Raw genomic sequence first — 21526 nt, 5'->3', positions numbered from 1 at the left:
TTTTACCTTATCACAAGGACAAGGCAACTAAAGAAGTAGTAGTTAGGATGTAATATTTATATGTTAGATCACTCTTATAGGTCAAATTAGGAAAGAATGATTACATTGGAAAAAGAATAAAAGTAATCTAGTTTTATCATAATAAACGTTACACCTACCTCCAGTATATCTCAATACTAGAAATTGACTAGTAAAAAGTCCTAGAATGATATTTTTTTATCTTGAAATGTCAGGAGCTAGTAGCTGCATACTAGAAATTGGAGAGTCATACTAATTCTCTTAGAAGACGCGATAGACATAAGGATTGTCAGGCTTAGTAACCTGTTGACATTTTGACATCTCTAAGACGGGCAGGCTTTGTTTAAGGGCCTGGTTATATTCAATGTGGATGGTGCCAGTGGCCTGAATCCAGGTATTGTTTTCATAATGCTGCTTATTGCCTCTTGTAGAAAGACCATAAACACCAGAGTCTGCAATACAGTGAATAATTCCAAAGCGAAAGAGAAATTGATGGTCTTTCTGATTGGTGTCATTGTAAACAAAACCCGTGTAGGTGATGGTCTTACCAACAAAGCGGTCTGGATAAAGGTAAATGAGTTCCATGACCTCCATATAATTCTCCATGGTAATCTCAATTTTATCCTTACGCAAATAGGGCTTGATTTCCTTTTGCATTTCTGCCTTGTAAGCAGAAGAAGTGAAGTAGGCAGAAGTGTCAGGTTTGAGATACTGAACGGTGGTTCCGTCAGCACTAGTCCCCCCTGACGAACCAGCAGCCAAAGGAAAGCTATAGCCCTTGGCAGAAACCGTTGTTGAATTTAGGGCCACGGTTGGAACCAGTAGGCCAACCATGACAGGGAGCACAAGAATCAAAGGACTGGACAGTTTGGCCCAGATTCCCCTGAGATGACTGTGCATTTTCATCTTCTTCATCCAGATTATCAGCTGGATGATAGCCAAGATAAAAGAGAGCACCATAGAAATATAGGCTAGGTAAGAATAATGAATGTTGATGTATTGGTTGAGCTTACCTGATAGTTGTAGGTACATAGTCAGCTCAAAATAGCCAGCTAAAATTAGAAATCGAATCATTTATAGTACCCCCACAAACAGACAGTAGACGATGATGACCGAACTAGCCACTCCAATAAACTGTCCAATAAATCGGAGTTTAAAGGACTTAAGCATCATCATTAAATTCTTAATATCAACCATAGGGCCAATCAAGAGAAAGGCCATCACAGGACCAACACCAAAGGTCGATAAAAGGCTGGCTCCAATAAAGGCATCAGCTTCACTACAAAGTGAGAGAATGAAGGCCATTAACATGAGCACCAAGATAGCTAAAAGGGGCGTTTTGCCCAGAGTCCGCAAAATATGTGTAGGAATATAAATCTGCATAGCGGAAGCCACTAGACTTCCAAAAATCAGATAGCGTCCCGTATCGAAAAACTCATCAATAGCGTGAGCTAGAGCGTGAAAGAGCTTCTTTCCCCAAGAAAGCTGACTGAAATCCTCCTGCTCGTGGACGACATAATTGTCTTTGAGAATATTGTCATTGACAAAAAAGCCCAGTAAAATTCCCAAGCAGATGGCAACAAGGAGGGCTCCAATTAGGCGCAGCGTCATCAGATAAAAGGAGTTCCCAAAGGCCGAATAGGTGGCAAAGAGGACAATGGGATTGATGATGGGAGCCGTTGTCAAAAAAGGGACTGCCGTGTAGCTGGGGACCTTCTTTTCCAAAAAGCGGGTGATGATGGGGACAATCCCACATTCACAGGATGGAAAGATAAAACCGACCAGACTCCCAAATAAAATTCGTAAAAATTTCTGTTTGGGCAGGTATTTATGGACCCTTTCTGGGGTCAAGTAAACCTCAATGAAGCCTGATACAATCGAGCCCAGAAGGACAAAAGGCAGTGCCTCAATGATGATTGACAAAAAGATGGCCATCCATTGGAGGACACTGCTTGGCAAGTTCTGAAAAATAGCCATGGCACTTATTTCTTCTCAGCTTCTTTTTTATCTTTCTTAGGTTTAGGATCATCGCCCCCGTCGAAATCAGGAAAACTGGCGAATCCTTCTAGCATCTTTTCAAGTTCATCGTTTTTCTTATATTGAATAGCCATAATAATCTCCAATCATTGGATTTCATTTCTATTATACTATAAATAAGGTCTAGGGTCAGTTTTGGAGTAAGTCTCTGAACTTTTGTCAAATTGGCATGTCACCAGTCTTATGGAGAAGCAATAAGAGTCAGGAGAAATTTATTGTGAGTTAAACTGCTCGAGTATAGCACTAACTAGTGATAATATGCTCCTTATCAAATTTGATGGAGGAAAATAAATGATAGAATTAGGAATTACCAGTTTTGGAGAAACAACTCCAATTGAGAAAACCGTCCAAACTCTTTCACATGCCCAACGCATTCGTAACCTAGTCGAGGAAATTGAGCTAGTTGACTAGGTCGGCTTGGATATTTTTGGAATTGGCGAGCACCATCGGGAGGATTTCGCAGTCTCAGCCCCCGAAATGGTTCTAGCAGCCGCCGCCCTTAATACTAAACATATCCGCTTGACCAGTGCAGTCAGCATTTTGTCCTCACTCGCCCCAATCAGAGTTTACGAGCAGTATGCAAGCCTTGATGCCCTATCTAATGGTCGGGCTGAGATTATGGCAAGACGAGGTTCCTTTACGGAATCCTTTCCCCTTTTTGGTTATGATTTGAAGGACTATGACCAACTCTTTGATGAAAAGTTGGCCATGTTGTTAAAAGTTAGAAAACATCCCAAACTGACTTGGTCAGGAAAATTCACTCAGACGGTAGATAATCGTTCGGTCTATCCTCGCTCGGTCCAAAAAGAGCTGCCAATCTGGGTGGCGACAGGTGGGAACCTTGACTCGACAGTTAAGGTTGCCCAGCTAGGTTTGCCCATTGTCTATGCGACCATTGGCGGGAATCCCAAAGCCTTTAGCCAACTCGTTCAGGTTTATAAAGAAATCGGCAGCCGGTATGGCCATAATCCTAAAAATCTTAAAGTGGCGGCCCACTCTTGGGGCTGGATTGAGGAGGATAGTCAGTCAGCTATTGAGAACTACTTTTATGCTACTAAGCAGACAGTGGACAATATTGCAAAGGACCGCCCGCATTGGCAGGAAATGACCAAGTCCCAATATCTGGAGGCTGTCGGTCCTGATGGTGCCATGTTTGTTGGCAATCCAGAAGAAGTTGCTAAGAAAATGATTAAAATTATTGAGACTCTGCAGTTGGAGCGTTTCATGCTACATATTCCAGTTGGCTCTATGCCTCATGAAGATACCCACAGAACCATCCGTCTTTTTGGAGATGAAGTCGCACCCATTATTCGCACCCATTTTGCCGAGAGATGACTTGGACCACGGAGAGAAAGTATTTATAGCGTTCATTTCCTTTCTACAACCATCTAATCCTTCCTGTGAAGCTGAAAAACAGGGAGGATTTTCTTTTTCGTAGCCAGAAGACTACTGATTCCTCCAGTTCTGCCTTTAACCCTAGGTTAGATGGAAGAGGAGGGTGAAAAGGGAAAATTTATTAGAATATCTTAAGATTTTCACGAAGCTTTTGCCTATCTATGATATAATGAAAAAGATCACTAAGATATAATGAAATTGATTAAAGGAAATAAGGATTATAAACATGAATCAACAAGAATGGATAGAGTTGTTTGAATCGGTTAATGGCCGAAAGCCAACGGCCGATGAGTTGGTGGCAGCTGCTAAAGCGGGAGTTATCCCTAGTCCTTCTCGGGAAAAATCTGTCAGGCCGGAAGTTAACAATCAGGCTGAGGCAGATAAGGAGAGGCCGGTCTTTTCACGTCCGGCACCCGAACGAGATAAATTTGGCAGGAAGCTGACACCACCTCAGCCATCTGATTTGGAACGTCCGAAACCGAATGCGGTTGCAAGTGAAAGTCCTTCTGAACAGGCCAGTCAGACTCGGGCTCAATCAACTAGCCAGGCAGGCAAGGCTGTTCAGCGAGCCAGTTTTGGCGGTGTTCATCAAGCACCTCAGGATAGACAGGTTGTTGAAAATTCTAATCAGACTCAAGCGATCCCAAGTCAGTCGAGACCAGAAGTTATGGCTGGGGGCAGTCAATCTACAAGTCAGACCACGCAAAAGAAGAAGTCCAAGTGGCCAAGAGTTCTCTTTGCTTTGGTGGCCCTCCTCTTTTTGGCTTTCGCAGGAGCAGGCGGCTATGCCTTTTGGCGTAATAATGATGGAAATATAGAAGGAACTTGGCAATTAACTGAGTGGCATTATTACGACCAGGATGAGGATAAATGGGTGAATGTCCTTAACCAATATAAGGATAAGAAGTTCCATTATCAAGACTTTGTCATTGTTAGTAAGCAGAAGCGGTTTGAAGAAGATTCGTACTCATTCTCAACAGAAGCCAGAAATCAACCCTATCTTCCACTTGGAAGTTATTTAAATGACATCTACCAAGTCAATCAATGGGATAAAACGATTGACTTTAGAGTTTCAAATCGAGAGTACAAGGATAAGGTTACCAAACTGATTAAATCAGAGCTTAAGGGTTACTATTCATATCTAAATGCTCAAGAAACAAAGAAGTACATCGCAAGTATTGCAGAAGGCTATAACTATAGCCGCTCTTACAGTGTAGATGGTGATAAGCTGACAATCGTCACGCAAGATAAGTCAGGTCGGAAGATTTCTGAGGCTGTCTACCACCACTTATCTGATGCCAAGGCGGAAAGCCTCAGGTCAGATTTCAAAAAACAAAAGGCCAAATTTGAAAAAAACTATCATATTAACTGATAATGTATAAACTAGGGTAGGAGATGTTCTCGTTTAAGTTTAGTCAGTTCACTATGAAAGCTTGAATTCATCAGACATTTTTAGGATGAGAAGAACCAGAAGACGAGGATTTTCTCGTCTTTTTTCATCCCTAATTTTATGGTATAATTAGTTGTTGTGAAACTGCGGGTTTCAGCTATTTACCACCCCAGCCGTATTTCGATTGGGGATGTCAAAAAAGCAAATAAAAGGATTGGTGCCAGCCCTTCAAAAAAGAAGGGAGCATCAATTAACTAGTTGATGTAAAGGAAGACGAGAAGAATGCCTAATAAAACATTTTACGTGACCACCCCAATTTATTACCCATCTGGTAAGTTACATATTGGTTCAGCTTACACGACCATTGCCTGTGATGTTTTGGCCCGCTACAAACGGATGATGGGTTATGATGTTCGCTATTTGACCGGTCTTGATGAACATGGCCAAAAAATTCAACAAAAGGCTGAAGAGGCCGGTATCACCCCTCAAGAATATGTTGATGGTATGGCCAAAGACGTTAAGGAACTCTGGCAATTACTGGATATTTCCTATGACCAGTTTATCCGCACAACCGATGCCTTCCATGAAAAGACTGTCGCACAAATCTTTGAGCAGCTCTTAGCTCAAGGTGATATTTACCTGGGTGAATATACCGGTTGGTATTCCGTTTCTGATGAAGAATTCTTTACCGAAAGTCAGCTGACAGAAGTCTACCGCGATGAAGAAGGTAAGATGATTGGCGGGATTGCTCCATCGGGCCACGAGGTTGAAAAGGTTTCAGAAGAATCCTATTTCTTCCGCATGAGTAAGTATGCAGACCGATTAATTGCCTACTATAAAGAGCATCCAGAATTCATCCAACCAGATGGTCGGATGAATGAAATGCTCAAGAACTTTATCGAACCTGGGCTAGAAGACTTGGCCGTTTCTCGTACAACTTATACCTGGGGAATTAAGGTGCCATCGAATCCAAAACATGTTATCTATGTTTGGATTGATGCTTTGATGAACTATATTACGGCCCTAGGCTATGGTCAGGCTGACCATACTAATTTTGATAAGTTTTGGCATAACGATGCAGACCATGAAGTTATCCATATGATTGGTAAGGACATCCTGCGTTTCCACTCTATCTACTGGCCAATTATGCTGATGGCACTTGATTTGCCTCTACCAACCCGCCTAGTTGCCCACGGTTGGTTTGTCATGCAGGATGGTAAGATGTCCAAGTCCAAGGGTAATGTCGTTTATCCAGAAATGCTGGTGGAACGCTTCGGTCTGGATCCGCTTCGCTACTACCTGATGCGCTCACTCCCAGTCGGTTCGGATGGTACTTTCACGCCAGAAGACTATGTTGGTCGGATTAACTATGAATTGGCCAATGACCTAGGCAACCTCCTCAATCGGACTGTCGCCATGATTAACAAATACTTCTATGGTCAGGTCCCAACCTACCAAGAGAACGTGACGGAATTCGATGCTGACCTTGCAAGTGTCGTCGCTGATAATCTGGCAGCTTATCATAAACAAATGGCTGCGGTTGATTTCCCTAAAGCTTTAGAAGCAGTCTGGAACATTATTGCCCGCACCAACAAGTACATCGATGAAACGGCCCCTTGGGTATTGGCAAAAGATGATGCTGACCGTGAACAATTGGCAGCAGTCATGGCTCATCTAGCATCCAGCCTACGGGTCGTTGCCCACCTGATTCAACCCTTCATGATGACAACCTCTAATGCCATCATGGAACAATTGGGCATGGGAGATCAGTTTGATTTAGAAAATCTCAGCCTAGCAAGTCTGCCAGCAGGCTTGACGGTTGTTGCTAAGGGAACTCCAATCTTCCCTCGTTTAGACATGGACCAAGAGATTGCCTACATTAAAGAACAGATGACCTCTAATCAACCACAGGCTACCAAGGAATGGAATCCTGACGAGGTTGAGCTCAAATCCAGCAAGAACCAAATCAAATTCGATGATTTCGACAAGGTAGAAATCCGTGTAGCTGAGGTCAAGGAGGTTGAAAGGGTCGAAGGTTCAGATAAATTGCTGCGTTTCCGCCTGGATGCTGGAGACGGCGAGGACCGTCAGATTCTCTCTGGTATTGCTAAGTTCTACCCGAATGAACAAGAGCTTATTGGTAAGAAATTGCAAATCGTTGCCAATCTCAAGCCTCGCAAGATGATGAAAAAATATGTCAGCCAAGGCATGATTCTTTCGGCTGAATCTGAAGGTAACTTAACCCTTCTGACAGTTGATAAATCCGTACCAAACGGCTCTATCATTGGTTAAGATAGAAGACTCTAATCAAATTATCATTTTGCTTAGAGTTTTTTGTCTGATGAAGCGATGAAGTAAAAAATAGTTTTAACTTTTCTTTAAGGCATGTTATAATAGAGATGTTAATTCGAATGTTCACTTGAAGGGAGTTTATTATGAAAAAGCGCACATTATTATTAGTGATTAGTCTGGGATTGGCCTTGCTAGTCTTAGCAGCTTGCGGCCTTAAAAAGGCGGATTTACAAGGCAAGTGGTATGTTCAGGATGCAACAGGGCAAAATGCGACCATCAATTTTTCTGATAAATCTTTTACCATGGATGGCGATAAGCAAGGCTATAAGGTGACTGGTAAAGGATTTGAAAACAGTGTGAGGTATCTTTTGGTTAAGATTGACGGAGATGACTATACAGTTGCTTTTCTAGAAAAGGATAAAAAAACTGCTGCCTTAATCAAGACAGATGGGGATAAGCCCTTGAAGGGAAGGATTGCTCTCTTTCTGAGCAAATCAGAAAAACCAGACTACGAAAAATATGCCAAGAAATATAAGGATAAACTCGGCATTGTGTAAGACTTTAATCAAGAAAAAGGCAAGAGAACCAAACAGATTATGCTGACTGCACTGGCATCAAAGTAATCTGTTTGGCTCCCTTTTTGCTATAATAAAGCTAGTAATTGGAGGTGATACCCTATGACCCAAAGACCAGACTTTAATCCAAACTTGAGTTCTGAGGAATTTCTGTCCTACTACTGGTATAAGACAGAATTGGAAAGCATTTGTCGCAACTACAGTTTGCCCAGCTATGGGACCAAGGCTGAGTTGACTGCCTACATCCAGCAATTTTTACAAGGGAAGCCGGCTAATCTGATAAAGCGACTGAGACGAACCAAGCCTGCAGAGGGCTTGAAGGCTGATCAGATTAGCCCTGAAACCAAACTCTTGGATAGCGGTTTTAAGTTGGATAAGGAGGCTCGTCAATTCTTTGCCAGCTACTATGGTCAAGAAAAATTCACCTTCAAAAAGGCCATGGCTATCAAGTTGAGAGAAGTTGAGCGACTAGAAGATAAGGAAGCTACTGTTGCTGATCTGATCGCAGTACTAGAGAATCCCGACCTAGTTTCACAGGAGACTCCAGAAGAAAAATCCTACCAGTGGAACCGTTTCGTCAAAGATTTTCGTCAGGACCCCCTGTCGCAAGATTATAGTGAGCCCATGAAGGTTGCAGCCCTGCTTTGGCAAAAGGTTAAAAATTCTCAAGATGAAAAAGTTTATACCAGTCAGCTCTTAGCTGATAACCAGGATGAGCTTAGTAGGTATTTAAAGTAAGGAGAAACTTATGCACTTAGCACTTTTAGGGACTGGAATGATTGTTAAAGAAGTCCTGCCCGTTTTGCAAACTATTAATGGTATTGATTTGGTGGCCATTATGTCAACGCCTCGTTCCTTAGATAAGGCCCAAGCCCTAGCTAAGGACTATGGCTTGAAACAGGCCACCAGTGATTTTTCAGAGATCTTAGCCAACGATGCTGTTGATACGGTCTATATTGGTACACCCAATCACACTCACTATGACTACGCTAAAAAAGCCCTTGAAGCTGGCAAACATGTCATTTGTGAAAAGCCTTTTACTATGGAAGCTGAGGAACTGGCCAACTTACGTCAGGAGGCTGACAAGCGGGAGCTTATTCTACTGGAAGCTATCACCAATCAATATTTAGCAAATTTCCAAGCTTTAAAGGAAAATCTGGCTAAAATTGGCCAGCCTAAAATTGTTACTGTCAACTATTCCCAGTATTCATCGCGTTATGATGCCTTTAAAAAAGGCAAGATTGCCCCTGCCTTCAACCCTGCTATGGGTGGCGGTGCCCTGCGTGACCTTAATATCTACAACATCCATCTCTTGGTCGGTCTCTTCGGCCAACCAAATAAGGTGGCTTATTTAGCCAATGTTGAAAGAGGGGTTGATACCTCGGGCATTCTAGCCTTAGATTATGGTAGTTTCAAAGCGATCAGTATTGGAGCTAAGGATTGTTCTGCTGAAATCCGTTCCACCATCCAAGGCGACAAAGGGTCGCTGACTATTCTGGGACCAACTAATAGTCTGCCGAAAATTCAACTGACTCTCAATGGTCAAGAGTCCGTAGATATCAGTCAGACCAATCTTCATCATCGGATGTATGATGAATTTGTTGCCTTTGAAAGGATTATTGCTGAAAAAGATTTTGTCAGCAGTCGGCAGGCTTTGGATCACAGCCAAGCTGTCATGTCAGTTCTAGATCAGGCGATCGCTTCATTACCTTAGCTCTGGGATTTTATCTGTTTGCAAATAAAAAGGCCTGCCAATTGGCGGGCCTTTTAGAGTACCTTGGGTTTGCTTGGTGCGTGTGAGATTTTGACCTCGATGGGTGTTTGTAGGGCCATAATTTCTTCAACCAATTTTCGTTCCTGCTCCACGGTTGCAAGATCAATTTGATAAGTTAAGTTAATCTGTCCCTTCTTATTATTAGAAATTGTTTGCAAATCAACTTGGCTACAATAGCGATTGAGAATAGGGATGATTTGCTCATCATAGTCTGAAAAAGTAGGAGTCTTTATGACCAGTTGTCGACGGGTTCTAGTGTGTTGACCAAATTTTGACCATTCAAAACCGATACTGATAAGAGAGAGAAGCAGGGTGAAACAGGTAGCAAAGGTTAAATAGCCCATTCCTACGGCAATACCAATGGCTGTAGCAGTAAAAATAGCGATTAGTTCCTTTGAGCCTCCCTGAGCTGACCGAAATCGGATCAGACTGAAGGTTCCTGCAACTGCTACACTGGCACCTAGACGCCCATTGACCAAGAAAATAATAATAGCAATCAAGGTTGGCAAAACAGCTAGACTGACAACAAACTGCTTAGTGTAGATGGTCCTGTATTGGTAGGCCAAGGAGGAAAATAGTCCTAGGATTAGGCTAACTCCCAAAGTCACAACAACAATCATTAAAGTCAAGTGATTGGGGTTTTTGGGGAAAACAGATTGAAATAACTCAGACATGTCCGCCGCCTCCTGTTTTTATTTGCTGGCTAGCCAGATAAGATTGAGCATACTTGGAGAAGGAGTCTTCCTCAATACCGAATTCATCGAGGATAGCTGTCAGCCAGCTAGGAGCTTCGCCGACCAGTTTTATCTCCATAATGTAATGGTCTGGCTCTAAAAGTGGGTAGCCTGTTTTTCCAGCCTGATAGTTGACATTAGTAGGTCGATAGATGAGATTCTGATCAAGAGTAATCCGTAAATTGGGATTTTCTTTCCCTTTGAAGGAACGCCGATCGTAATAGATGTACATCATGGGCCGCAGTTGCTTGTAAATTTGATGGAGCCGATTGAGTTCGTCAGCCAGCTTGGGGTCGCCAAAGTGTTCAACGGTTTTAGTGGTCTCAACAGCTTCAAGAATCTCACTAGCTTTAGCCGTAGTTCTGAATTTATAGCCAATATCGTTAATTTTCTTCTTAATTTCGAGGAAAGCTTGACTTGAGAGGTCGGGGTTGGCTTGGTAGGTTCGCATTCTGACCTTTTCCCTGCCTCCTTTTTTAGCAATAGCGTTTTGAATCATCTGGAAATCAGAGGTGTCAAAGTAGATATTGGTGATGGTTGATTGTGCAAACTCATCTGCCACTAGGTGATCTTTGAAGGCCTCGCTCAATTTTTGATAGGTATCATGGTCAATGACATACTTTAACTCGGTTCGCTTGAAGTTTTTTTGAATCATCTTTTCAGTCATAGTTTTTTTCCTTTCTTCCAAATTATTTTAAGTTGCTTAGCATGAGGGAAGATTTTAAAGCCTTTTTCTTAAATAAGGCCTTAATAATGAGCAATTTAGGGATTTGTCTTTTTTTGATAATTGATTGTCATAAAAACGCTAAAAATCTGATAAATTTAGATTTTCAATCTAGGCTTATCTTATGTCCTATACCTCAACTGGGAAAACTGACCAAAATATGGTATTCTAATAGGGAAAAAACTGAGATTAACGAAAGCGCTTGACCCTTGTTTGGTCGACCTTGAAAGGAAAAAACTATGGCAAATTATGCGATTATTCTGGCAGCAGGTAAAGGGACTCGGATGAAGTCTGACCTGCCCAAGGTGCTTCACAAGGTTTCTGGTATTACCATGCTGGAACATGTTTTCCGCAGTGTTTCTGCAATCCAACCCGCTAAAAATGTGACGGTTATTGGCCACAAGGCAGAATTGGTCAGAGAAATCCTAGCTGACCAATCGGAGTTTGTCCTGCAAACAGAGCAGCTGGGAACGGGCCACGCTGTCATGATGGCTGAGGAGCAACTAGCTGGACTGGAAGGGCAAACCCTGGTTATCGCTGGGGATACCCCCTTGATTACGGGCCAAAGTTTACAGGAATTGATTGATTTTCATATCAACCACAAAAATGTTGCGACCATCCTGACGGCAACAGCTGAAAATCCCTTTGGCTACGGTCGAATTATTCGCAATCAAAATGCTGAAGTGACCAAGATTGTTGAACAAAAAGATGCAACCAAGTTTGAACAAGAGGTCAAGGAAATCAATACTGGGACCTATGTCTTTGATAACAAGCGCCTCTTCCAAGCCCTCAAAAGCATCAATACCAATAACGCTCAGGGGGAATACTATCTGACCGATGTGATTTCTGTTTTCCGTCAAGCGGGTGAAAAAGTTGGGGCCTTTACCCTGAGAGATTTCGATGAAAGCCTGGGTGTCAATGACCGCTTAGCCTTGGCAAAGGCAGAAAGCATTATGCGTCGCCGCATCAACAATCGGCATATGGTCAATGGCGTAAGTTTCCAAAATCCAGACAGTACTTATATTGACGTGGATGTGACCATTGAACCAGATGTAACCATTGAAGCTAATGTCACCCTCAAGGGTCAGACCAAGATTGCCAGCGGGGCCTATCTAACCAATGGTAGCTATATCCTTGACTCATCTATTAGTCAAAATGCTGTTATCACCAATTCCATGCTTGAAAATTCTGTAGTCGAAGCTGGCGTGACGGTTGGTCCTTATGCTCACCTGCGTCCGGACTCTACCTTAAAAGAAGGAGTCCATGTTGGTAACTTCGTTGAGGTCAAGTCATCAACTCTGGATAAAAATACCAAGGCGGGACATCTGACCTATATTGGCAATGCCCAGGTTGGTCAAGAGGTCAATTTTGGTGCAGGCACCATTATTGCCAACTATGATGGTAAGCATAAATATACCAGCAAGATTGGCAATCATGTCTTCATTGGTAGCAATTCAACCCTGATTTCGCCGATTGAAATTGGCGACAATGCCCTATCAGCAGCTGGTTCTGTCATCTCTAAGGATGTTCCAGCTGACGGGATTGCCATTGCCCGCGGCCGTCAAATTAATAAAGAAGGTTATGCCACTCGCCTGCCTCACCATCCTTCGCAAAAGGACGACTAAGAGAAAGAAGATTTTTATGGAATTTGAAGAAAAAACGCTAGAACGCCAAACTATCTTTGAAGGTCAAATTATGACTGTGGCCAAGGATAAGGTGCAATTGCCCAATGGTCAGACTTCTTATCGGGAGCTGGTCTTCCATCATGGTGCAGTAGCTGTCCTTGCCCTTACTCCAGATAATAAAATCATTTTGGTAAAACAATACCGCAAGGCAATTGAAGACCTTTCCTACGAAATTCCAGCTGGTAAGCTAGAGTTGGGGGAAGCTGGCCATGAAAAGGAAGCCGCAGCTAGAGAGTTGGAGGAGGAAACAGGTTATGCGGGTGAATTAGACCTCCTCTATGAATTTTATTCGTCCGTCGGTTTTAGTAATGAGCATATCAAACTCTATCTAGCCAAGGATTTGCAAAAGGTTCCTGATCCCCGACCGCAGGATGAGGACGAATTTCTGGAACTTCTTGAACTAACCTATGAGGAATGTATGGACTTGGTCAAGTCCGGTAAAATCCGAGATGCTAAGACCATCATTGCCTTACAGTACTATGCCTTAACTGAGAAGAATCATTAAATAGGAGGAGTCACTTATGGGAAAACCACTATTAACTGATGATATGATTGCTAGAGCTAACCGAGGTGAAGAATTGGAAGGCGACTATTTGGATGGTCAGGAAACCCAAATTTATACCGATTTGGACAATGACTACCAGGATTATGACAGCTATGAGGATGACGATTGGGAGGAGGACTCCCAATACACCTACAAGAGTCGTCGGATTGAGAATGCCAAGCGAGGGGCCTTTCAGTCCAAATTAAATAAGATTTTGATTGTTGTCCTGATTCTTTTGGCTATCTTAATTTATGCCATCTTTAAACTATAAGATAAAAGGTTTAGAAAAAATGCTTTTCCAAGAAGAATAAGCAGAAGTAGGCAAGGGCCTCAAGTCTTCTACCACGTCAATGTGTCTGATGTTGAAAAAATAACGAGGCTAGGACTTTTATACCTAATCTTCCAAGTTTAGGCATTTTTGTGGGTGAGGAGGAACTCCTCATGACTGTCTGTCCCACACTTGCCCTAATTTTTTTGGAAGACTGAAATCAAAAGGGAAGTATCATGAAAATTGGAATTATTGCTGCCATGGAGCAGGAACTGAGTCTCTTGGTAGAGCAGCTAACTGACAAAAAAGAAGAAGTGGTTCTAGGCAAGACCTATTATTCAGGACGACTGGGACAGCATGACTTGGTTCTGGTCCAATCGGGTGTGGGAAAGGTCATGTCAGCCATGTCCGTTGCCGTTCTGGCAGATCACTTCGGTATTCAAGCGGTTATCAACACAGGTTCGGCTGGTGCAGTGGCTCCGGAACTTAATATTGGTGATGTCGTCCTAGCAGACCGTCTGGCCTACCACGACGTAGATTTGACAGCCTTTGGCTATGACTATGGTCAAATGTCCATGCATCCTCTCTATTTCAAGAGCGATTCTCATTTTCTTGAGGTCTTCAAGGAGGTTTTTAACAAGGAACATCGTCCAAGTAAGGTGGGCTTAATTACTACCAGCGATAGCTTTATTGCTGGTCAGGATAAGATTGACTGTATTAAGGCTCATTTTCCAGAGACCCTAGCCGTTGAAATGGAAGGGGCAGCCATTGCTCAAGCAGCTCATGCAGCTGGTCTTCCTTTCATTGTCATCAGGGCTATGAGCGATACCGCAGCTCACGATGCCAATGTCACTTTTGATGAATTTATTATCCAGGCTGGCCGGCAGTCAGCTCAAGTTTTAATTGACTTTTTGGAAACATTATAATTAAAAAGCGATGACAAGTTTGAAAACAGGGATTGGATAATTCCTGAAAACAAACTTTCGTCTCGCTTTTTTATTGTAGTATTGGCCTACTAAATGCATTAAGAATATATGACAAAAAATTGAAAATAAGCACATTTTCCGTTTTTTTGTGGTATAATACCTTCTGAATAACTCTGCCCGAAAGCGGGAGGGTCATTAGATAAGAAATAGATCGAAAAGTAAGAGAGGTCGAGTGAATGGCTAGAAATGGCTTTTTTACAGGTTTGGATATAGGAACAAGCTCGATTAAAGTATTGGTTGCCGAATGGGTTGATGGACAGATGAACGTCATCGGTGTGAGCAATGTACCTAGTTCAGGTGTAAAAGACGGAATTATTGTTGATATCGAGGCAGCCGCCAATGCCATCAAGGACGGTGTTGACCAAGCAGAAGAAAAAGCGGGTATCAGCATTGATAAAGTCAATGTCGGCTTACCAGCAAACCTTTTGCAAATTGAACCGACTCAAGGCATGATTCCTGTTATCACAGAATCAAAAGAAATCAAGGATGAAGACATTGAGCGCGTCGTTCAGTCAGCCCTTACCAAAAGCATTACACCAGAGAGAGAAGTGATTTCCCTAGTGCCTGAGGAATTCATCGTTGATGGTTTCCAAGGTATTCGCGATCCACGCGGTATGATGGGGGTTCGCTTGGAAATGCGTGGTTTGATTTACACAGGTCCAAGTACGATTCTGCACAACCTTCGGACGACTGTTGAGCGAGCAGGTATTCAAGTTGAGACCATTATTATTACGCCGCTTTCCTTGGCTAAGTCTGTTCTCAATGAAGGCGAACGGGAATTTGGTGCCACTGTTATTGATATGGGTGGTGGCCAAACAACTGTTGCCTCGATGCGAGCGCAGGAATTGCAATATACTAACATCTACCCAGAAGGTGGCGAATTTGTCACTAAGGATATTTCCAAGGTCTTGCAAACTTCAATCCAAACCGCTGAAGCCCTCAAGTTTAACTTTGGGACTGCTAATCTAGCTGAAGCCAGCGATAAGGAAACAGCTCAAGTCGAATGCGTCGGCAGTGATGAGCCTGTAGACATTTCTGAACGTTACCTGTCTGAAATTATCACAGCTCGGGTTCGTCATATTTTTGACCGCGTTAAACAAGATTTGGAACGTGGTCGCCTGCTTGACCTGCCAGGTGGAATTGTCCTGGTCGGTGGAGCAGCCATGCTTCCAGGCGTTGTGGAACTGGCTCAAGAAATTTTTGGCACTCAAGTCAAACTTTATATTCCAAACCAAGTTGGTATCCGCAACCCAATGTTCGCTAATGTTATCAGTCTCGTTGAGTACGTCGGTATTATGAGTGAGGTTGATATCATTGCCCAAGGTGCTGTTCTCGGTGAAGAAATGCTTCGCCGGAAACCTGTTGTGCCTGTAACCCCTCAGGTTGCTCCCCAGCCAGCTCAACCGGCTGCGCCACAAGTGGCACCACAACAGCCACAGACACCTGCTAATAACTTCTCTGTTCCAGAACCGGTTCAGGATGGTGCTAACCAGCAGGAAAGCAAGCCAAAGACCAAAATGACTGATCGTGTCCGTGGTATTTTTGGAAGTATGTTTGATTAATTTGAAGTGAGGAAACAAAATGGCATTTTCATTCGATGCTGCATCTGTTCAAGGTGCAGTCATTAAAGTTATCGGTGTCGGTGGTGGCGGAGGTAACGCCATCAACCGCATGATTGAAGAAGGCGTTGCAGGGGTAGAGTTTATCGCTGCAAATACTGATATCCAAGCCTTGAGTTCATCAAAAGCTGAGACAGTTATCCAACTCGGTCCTAAATTGACTCGCGGACTTGGTGCCGGAGGTCAACCAGAAGTTGGTCGTAAGGCTGCCGAAGAAAGTGAAGAAACTTTGAATGAGGCTCTTCAAGGAGCTGACATGGTCTTCATTACCGCTGGTATGGGCGGTGGTTCTGGGACAGGGGCTGCCCCAGTTATCGCTCGCATTGCTAAGGGACTCGGTGCCCTTACAGTAGCGGTTGTCACTCGTCCATTTGGATTTGAAGGAAATAAACGGGGGACCTTTGCTGTCGAAGGAATCAATGAACTTCGCGAACAAGTGGATACTCTCTTGATTATCTCTAACAATAACCTTCTGGAAATTGTTGACAAGAAGACTCCGCTTCTGGAAGCTCTCAGCGAAGCTGATAATGTCCTTCGCCAAGGGGTTCAAGGGATTACCGACTTGATTACCAGTCCTGGTCTGATTAACCTCGACTTTGCCGATGTTAAGACCGTTATGGCCAACAAGGGTAACGCCCTGATGGGTATTGGTATCGGTTCTGGTGAAGAACGCATTATCGAAGCTGCTCGTAAGGCAATCTACTCACCACTTTTGGAGACAACTATTGATGGTGCCGAAGATGTCATCGTCAACGTTACTGGTGGGCTTGATATGACTCTGACCGAAGCCGAAGAAGCTTCAGAAATTGTCAGTCAAGCAGCTGGTCAAGGCGTTAACATTTGGTTGGGTACAGCTATCGATGAAAGCATGAAAGACGAAATCCGTGTGACTGTTGTCGCTACCGGTGTCCGTCCGGAAAAATTTGAGCGGGTTTCAGGGGTATCTTCACAGCCAAGAACCTTCAAACAAGCTGGTCCTGCTAAAGAACAAGCAGCTCCTAACAGTGGTAGTTTCGAACGTCGTCCAAATAATTTTGAATTTGATATGGCTGAACATCGTGAAATGCCACAGGCAACCCCACGTCAATCACAGCCAGTTCAACAAAGCTCTGCCTTTGGAGATTGGGATCTTCGTCGTGACAACATTAGCCGTCCAACAGAAAATCAACTGGATAGTCAATTAGATGTTTCTTCTTTCTCAGCGTCTGACGCCGATACTGGTGACGACGAACTGGAAACACCACCATTCTTCAAAAATCGGTAATGATGGATTTAAAGAAGAATAAAAGTTTCGTCTATGAGCAAGTGGCGCAAGCTGCTGCCAAGGCCGGCCGTCCAGCATCCGATATTTCAATTGTGGCTGTCACTAAGTATGTCGACAGCCATGTGGCCGAGCAATTGGTGAATTTAGGTGTTAAAGACATCGGTGAAAATCGAGTGGACAAATTCCTAGATAAGTATCAGACTCTTAAAGACAAGGATTTAACTTGGCATTTGATTGGCACCCTTCAGAGACGTAAGGTCAAGGATGTTATCAATTATGTTGATTATTTCCATGCCTTAGATTCTGTCAAGCTTGCTGCTGAAATTCAAAAGCGAGCTGATCACACCATCAAATGCTTTCTTCAAGTGAATGTTTCCGGTGAGGAAAGTAAGCATGGTTTTAGTCCAGAGCAAGTTGATAGTGCTCTGGAAGAGCTGGCTTCTTTGGACAAACTTGAAATAGTCGGCTTGATGACCATGGCACCCATTACTGCTGATGACCGTGAATTGGACGAAATTTTTAAACAAACAAATGAATTGAGACAGCGTCTCAAAGAGAGAAACATAAAGAATATGCCTTTCGATGATTTAAGCATGGGGATGAGCAGGGACTTTCCAATTGCCATCTCAAATGGCTCGACCTTTGTTCGAATCGGAACATCATTCTTTAAGGAATAGGAGAGAATCATGGCTTTAAAAGACAGATTTGAGAAAATCGTTTCCTACTTTGATACGGATGATGCAAATGAAGTAGAAGAAACCCAGGCATCTGAGCCACAAGTCCAAGGCCCAAGACCTGTGCGACAACCCCAACAATCATCACAGACTCAACGTCCACAAAGACAAAAACAAGAAATGACACAAGAACAAAATCGGCCACAAAGGCCACAAGCTCCTCAGCAACGTCCACAAGTGGTTGGCCAAAATCGTGCTAGTCAAGAAAATAATGTAAGACCAAGTCGTCCAGCAGATGTTTCAATCCCAACTAGCTCAGCCGGAACGACCATCGCTCTTAAGTTTCCGCGTAAGTACGAGGATGCTCAAGAGATCGTCGACCTGCTTATCAAGCACGAATGTGTCCTGATTGATTTCCAATACATGTTGGAAGCGCAAGCTCGTCGTTGCTTGGACTTTATTGATGGGGCTAGTCGTGTACTATATGGAAGTTTGCAAAAGGTCGGTTCTTCTATGTACCTCTTGACACCAAAGGATGTTGTGGTTGATATGGAAGAAATGAATCTATCAAATGCTAACCAAGAGGTTTCATTTGATTATGATATGAAGCGTCGCTAATCATGGTTTTCATTATTGTTGCCTTTAGCTATCTGGTTAGGATACTGTCAGTTCTACTGGTAGTCTATGCACTCTTATCATGGTTCCCAGGAGCCAGAGAATCTTGGTTGGGTCGGGCTTTGGAAGAATTTTTCGAACCTTTACTTAGCCCTCTGAGACGCTTGCCTCTGCAAATAGCCGGCTTAGATTTTACGATAGTTGTGGCAATTGTCATTCTTCAATTTCTAGCAAGGCTTTTGCCAATCTTATTCTACTAATGGCCGAAAAGGATATTTACCAACACTTCCGCAAGGAAGAAAGAACATTTATCGATAAAGTGGTAGATTTGGCTAAGCGGGTTCAAGATACTTACACCTACCAGGTAACAGAATTTCTAGATCCTAGGCAGGTCAAGATTGCCGAAAGTGTCTTGGGGCAGATGGGAGTGAGATATTTTCTCTCAAGCGACTTCCTAAAAACAGAGTATGCAAAAATTATCTTGGCTCCAGATTATTATGAGCTGGAGCCTGACGATTTTGAGATAGCTCTCTTGGAAATTAGCTACAATCCTAAGTTCAACCATCTGACTCACTCCCAAATCATGGGAAGTTTTATCAATAAGTTGGGTCTTGAGCGCTCAGTTTTTGGAGATATAATTCTGGCTGGCAATCGGGCACAAATTTTAGTGAATGCTCCTCTGGCGGACTACTTTAGGACGGTTACTAAAATCGGTCGAGCTACTGTGAAAATCGCACAGCAGGATTGGTCCCAAATTTTAGTACCAGCCAAGGATGATGCTAAGGAAGCGGATATTTTAGTGTCAAGTATGAGGCTTGATAAGATTATCGCTTCGGCCTTTAAGCTATCAAGGACAGTCGCCAGTAAGTTGGTGGAAGGGGAAAAGGTCAAACTCAATTATGGTTTTTTGACCCGACCGGCAGAATTGCTTGAATTGGGGGATTTGGTAAGTGTTCGGGGTTACGGCCGTTTTGAAATCTATCGTTATAATGGCTTATCTAAGAACCGCAAGCACAAACTGACTATTAAAAAGTACGCAAAAAAATAAGGAGATTAGCGATGGCCTTGGCAGCTTGCTGTCGATGCTGCCCAAAAAGTTTTCCCTACGAGTCTTCGTGGTTACAACCAGGACGAGGTGGATAACTTTTTAGACATCATCGAATATGAATTAGACGAGAGGGATCGAGAAATTCATAAGCATGGGTCAAGCGTCAGAGCTTTGGAGAAGACAAAGGATGACTTTCTTCTCTAGAAGAAGGTCGCAACTAGTTAAACTTACTTTCCCATTGGGCTTGCCCTAAATTGGGAGAAGGGGTTGAGCCACTTGGTGAAAAAGAGTGAGACTGGTTTAGATTTAGGATTACAACCTGCAAGGGTTAAGATAAAAAATAAATAAGGAGGGTGACATGGCACTAACAGCACTCGATATTAAAGACAAAACTTTTCACACAAAATTCCGCGGCTACAATGAACGCGAAGTTGATGCATTCCTTGATGATCTTGTAGATGATTTCGAAGATCTTTCTCGCAAGAATAAGGACTTGAAAGCAAAAATTAAGACGCTTGAAGAAAAACTGGTTTACTTCGATGAGATGAAAGAATCCTTGAGTCAATCCGTTATTTTGGCTCAAGAGACCGCTGAAAAGGTTAAATTCTCAGCCAATACGCAAGCAACCAACTTGCTCAGCAAGGCTAACTACGACGCTAACCAACTGATCGATGAGGCCAAGGCTCGCGCTAACAAGATCCTGCGTGACTCAACAGATGAAGCTAAAGCTGTTGCCATTGAAACAGAAGCCCTTAAGCGTCAAAGTCGGGTTTTCCATCAACGTCTCTTGAGTACTATTGAAGGTCAACTGAACATGATTAATTCGCAAGAGTGGAATGAACTCTTGCAACCAACAGCTGTTTATCTGCAAAATTCAGATGAAGCCTTTAAGGAAGTTGTTGGTAAGGTTTTGGATGATAATCAGGCTCTTACGAGTGCTGGAACAATGCCTGTTGTTGAATCAGAATCTACTGATGATGCAACTCGTCAATTTACCGAATCTGAAATGGCTGAATTGCAACGTCGTGTCGAAGAAAGTAACCGAATTCTTGAGGAAACACAAAAACTTGATTTGGGTGAAATTTCTGCAGCCATTGATGCAGCCGATAGTGCTAACCAAGCCAATTCAACAACTATTCAAGATACTTCCGAAATGTCAGCAACTGAATTGGCTGGCGGTGAAGCCCAAACCTTTAAATTGAATATTCAAGACTAAGAATGTTCTTAGTCCAGTGGAAAACACGAGCGATTCCTAATATTTCCAGCGAGCAGGCGATGGTGGAAGGCCTGTAATCTCTTAGAAAGCGCTTATCATTTCCGATTATTCCAGCTGAAATTTTATTAGGCTAGAAGGGTGACCCCCTTATCGTCATCAGAGAGAAGGATCGGGAACTCCAGTTCTTCTGAATTAAGGTGGTACCACGAGCTTTCGTCCTTATGCGGACGGGGGCTCTTTTTTGAACCATTAGAACAAAACTTATACTCTTCGAAAATCAAGAGATCTGTCATTATACTCTTTGAAATTCAAAATTAGCAATTTACTATCTCAATACGACTACATCTGGAAAATGAAAATAAATCATTAACCAATGGAGTCATTCTAAAAGTGATACTTTCGCCAAAGTGGTATTCTTAGCAACAACTATAGATGTTGCTAAGAACGGAAATTTTGAGAGAGATTTAGTCCGGTGGACTAAATCTGCCTGAGCCTAAAAATTAGAGAGCGAAGGGCTCAAAATTTATCACGGGGCAAAGATATCAGCTACTAAAGTAGCAAATATCTAACGCCAATCTCTACGGAAATTGACTAGCCCCCTGATTAACTCGGTTAGGCCAGTAAAATCGGCTAGCCTAACCTCGTGTCGTAATGAAACTACGTGAGTT

21 protein-coding genes and 2 pseudogenes are annotated in these 21526 nt (G+C 43.0%); 18 read left to right on the top strand and 5 right to left on the bottom strand.

The annotated features are described in order from the left end of the window. Positions 1-279 precede the first annotated feature (279 nt). Genes BS63_RS0108610 through BS63_RS1000000112385 form a run of 3 tightly spaced genes read right to left on the bottom strand, consistent with a single transcriptional unit; the run spans position 280 to position 2129 of the window. Positions 280-1092: a TIGR03943 family putative permease subunit gene (locus tag BS63_RS0108610; RefSeq protein WP_002959803.1), complete on the bottom strand. Its 813-nt coding sequence runs from the start codon at positions 1090-1092 to the stop codon at positions 280-282. Continuing rightward, entirely contained in the window at positions 1093-1995 is a 903-nt protein-coding gene (locus tag BS63_RS0108605; protein ID WP_002959805.1) for a permease, read from the bottom strand. Between the two features lie 5 nt (positions 1996-2000). Then, the gene (locus BS63_RS1000000112385) at positions 2001-2129 is read right to left on the bottom strand and encodes an SPJ_0845 family protein (RefSeq protein WP_019769754.1); all 129 of its coding nucleotides are present in this window, start codon (positions 2127-2129) and stop codon (positions 2001-2003) included. Positions 2130-2346: 217 nt separating this feature from the next. Between BS63_RS1000000112385 and BS63_RS0108590 the strand changes: the two are divergent. From BS63_RS0108590 to BS63_RS0108565, 6 genes and pseudogenes are all read left to right on the top strand, one after another. Beyond that, positions 2347-3390: pseudogene (locus BS63_RS0108590) on the top strand (LLM class flavin-dependent oxidoreductase). A gap of 286 nt (positions 3391-3676) precedes the next feature. Further along, the gene (locus tag BS63_RS0108585; protein WP_002959811.1) at positions 3677-4822 is read left to right on the top strand and encodes a hypothetical protein; all 1146 of its coding nucleotides are present in this window, start codon (positions 3677-3679) and stop codon (positions 4820-4822) included. A gap of 300 nt (positions 4823-5122) precedes the next feature. Continuing rightward, positions 5123-7132: a methionine--tRNA ligase gene (gene metG, locus BS63_RS0108580; protein ID WP_002959813.1), complete on the top strand. Its 2010-nt coding sequence runs from the start codon at positions 5123-5125 to the stop codon at positions 7130-7132. Between the two features lie 143 nt (positions 7133-7275). Continuing rightward, the gene (locus tag BS63_RS1000000112430) at positions 7276-7689 is read left to right on the top strand and encodes a hypothetical protein (protein WP_002959815.1); all 414 of its coding nucleotides are present in this window, start codon (positions 7276-7278) and stop codon (positions 7687-7689) included. Between the two features lie 120 nt (positions 7690-7809). Then, positions 7810-8445, top strand: a complete 636-nt coding sequence (locus BS63_RS0108570) for an SAP domain-containing protein (RefSeq protein ID WP_002959816.1) — start codon at positions 7810-7812, stop codon at positions 8443-8445. 10 nt (positions 8446-8455) lie between these two features. Further along, positions 8456-9421, top strand: coding sequence for a Gfo/Idh/MocA family protein (locus BS63_RS0108565; RefSeq protein ID WP_002959818.1), 966 nt, complete (start codon positions 8456-8458; stop codon positions 9419-9421). A 53-nt stretch (positions 9422-9474) separates the two neighbouring features. On the opposite strand, the gene BS63_RS0108560 is transcribed toward BS63_RS0108565, so the two are convergent. Further along, a complete protein-coding gene (locus tag BS63_RS0108560) occupies positions 9475-10155 on the bottom strand; it encodes a DUF4956 domain-containing protein (protein WP_002959820.1) in 681 nt (226 codons plus the stop codon). Beyond that, positions 10148-10882, bottom strand: a complete 735-nt coding sequence (locus BS63_RS0108555) for a polyphosphate polymerase domain-containing protein (RefSeq protein WP_002959822.1) — start codon at positions 10880-10882, stop codon at positions 10148-10150. Before BS63_RS0108555 ends, BS63_RS0108560 begins: the two co-directional genes overlap by 8 nt. 296 nt (positions 10883-11178) lie before the next feature. Here BS63_RS0108555 and glmU point away from each other — a divergent pair, with 296 nt between their 5' ends. From glmU to BS63_RS0108500, 12 genes and pseudogenes are all read left to right on the top strand, one after another. Continuing rightward, positions 11179-12564, top strand: a complete 1386-nt coding sequence (gene glmU / locus BS63_RS0108550) for a bifunctional UDP-N-acetylglucosamine diphosphorylase/glucosamine-1-phosphate N-acetyltransferase GlmU (protein WP_002959824.1) — start codon at positions 11179-11181, stop codon at positions 12562-12564. A gap of 16 nt (positions 12565-12580) precedes the next feature. After that, positions 12581-13129 (top strand): NUDIX domain-containing protein, encoded by a 549-nt coding sequence (locus tag BS63_RS0108545; protein WP_002959825.1) that lies wholly within the window; start codon positions 12581-12583, stop codon positions 13127-13129. 16 nt (positions 13130-13145) lie between these two features. Continuing rightward, a complete protein-coding gene (gene macP, locus BS63_RS0108540; protein WP_002959827.1) occupies positions 13146-13439 on the top strand; it encodes a cell wall synthase accessory phosphoprotein MacP in 294 nt (97 codons plus the stop codon). 233 nt (positions 13440-13672) lie between these two features. Beyond that, positions 13673-14362 carry a 5'-methylthioadenosine/adenosylhomocysteine nucleosidase gene (locus BS63_RS0108535; RefSeq protein ID WP_002959829.1) on the top strand — a complete coding sequence of 230 codons (690 nt, stop codon included), beginning with the start codon at positions 13673-13675 and terminating at the stop codon, positions 14360-14362. A gap of 236 nt (positions 14363-14598) precedes the next feature. After that, positions 14599-15984 carry a cell division protein FtsA gene (gene ftsA, locus BS63_RS0108530; RefSeq protein WP_019771046.1) on the top strand — a complete coding sequence of 462 codons (1386 nt, stop codon included), beginning with the start codon at positions 14599-14601 and terminating at the stop codon, positions 15982-15984. A 19-nt stretch (positions 15985-16003) separates the two neighbouring features. Further along, the gene (ftsZ, locus tag BS63_RS0108525; protein WP_019771045.1) at positions 16004-17305 is read left to right on the top strand and encodes a cell division protein FtsZ; all 1302 of its coding nucleotides are present in this window, start codon (positions 16004-16006) and stop codon (positions 17303-17305) included. After that, entirely contained in the window at positions 17305-17982 is a 678-nt protein-coding gene (locus tag BS63_RS0108520; RefSeq protein WP_019769669.1) for a YggS family pyridoxal phosphate-dependent enzyme, read from the top strand. Before ftsZ ends, BS63_RS0108520 begins: the two co-directional genes overlap by 1 nt. A gap of 9 nt (positions 17983-17991) precedes the next feature. After that, positions 17992-18597, top strand: a complete 606-nt coding sequence (locus BS63_RS0108515; RefSeq protein ID WP_002961216.1) for a cell division protein SepF — start codon at positions 17992-17994, stop codon at positions 18595-18597. A 2-nt stretch (positions 18598-18599) separates the two neighbouring features. Continuing rightward, positions 18600-18854, top strand: a complete 255-nt coding sequence (locus BS63_RS0108510; RefSeq protein ID WP_002961214.1) for a YggT family protein — start codon at positions 18600-18602, stop codon at positions 18852-18854. Next, positions 18854-19642, top strand: coding sequence for a YlmH family RNA-binding protein (locus BS63_RS0108505; RefSeq protein ID WP_002961211.1), 789 nt, complete (start codon positions 18854-18856; stop codon positions 19640-19642). Before BS63_RS0108510 ends, BS63_RS0108505 begins: the two co-directional genes overlap by 1 nt. A gap of 39 nt (positions 19643-19681) precedes the next feature. Continuing rightward, a pseudogene (locus BS63_RS1000000111905) lies at positions 19682-19846 on the top strand (DivIVA domain-containing protein); the annotation flags it as partial. A gap of 154 nt (positions 19847-20000) precedes the next feature. After that, positions 20001-20858 carry a DivIVA domain-containing protein gene (locus BS63_RS0108500; RefSeq protein WP_002961209.1) on the top strand — a complete coding sequence of 286 codons (858 nt, stop codon included), beginning with the start codon at positions 20001-20003 and terminating at the stop codon, positions 20856-20858. Positions 20859-21526 lie beyond the last annotated feature (668 nt).

The sequence above is a fragment of the Streptococcus sobrinus DSM 20742 = ATCC 33478 genome, assembly GCF_000686605.1.
GTDB classification, from domain to species: domain Bacteria; phylum Bacillota; class Bacilli; order Lactobacillales; family Streptococcaceae; genus Streptococcus; species Streptococcus sobrinus.
Note: the sequence above shows the minus strand (reverse complement) of the source record. Positions and strands in the feature narration are given on the sequence as shown.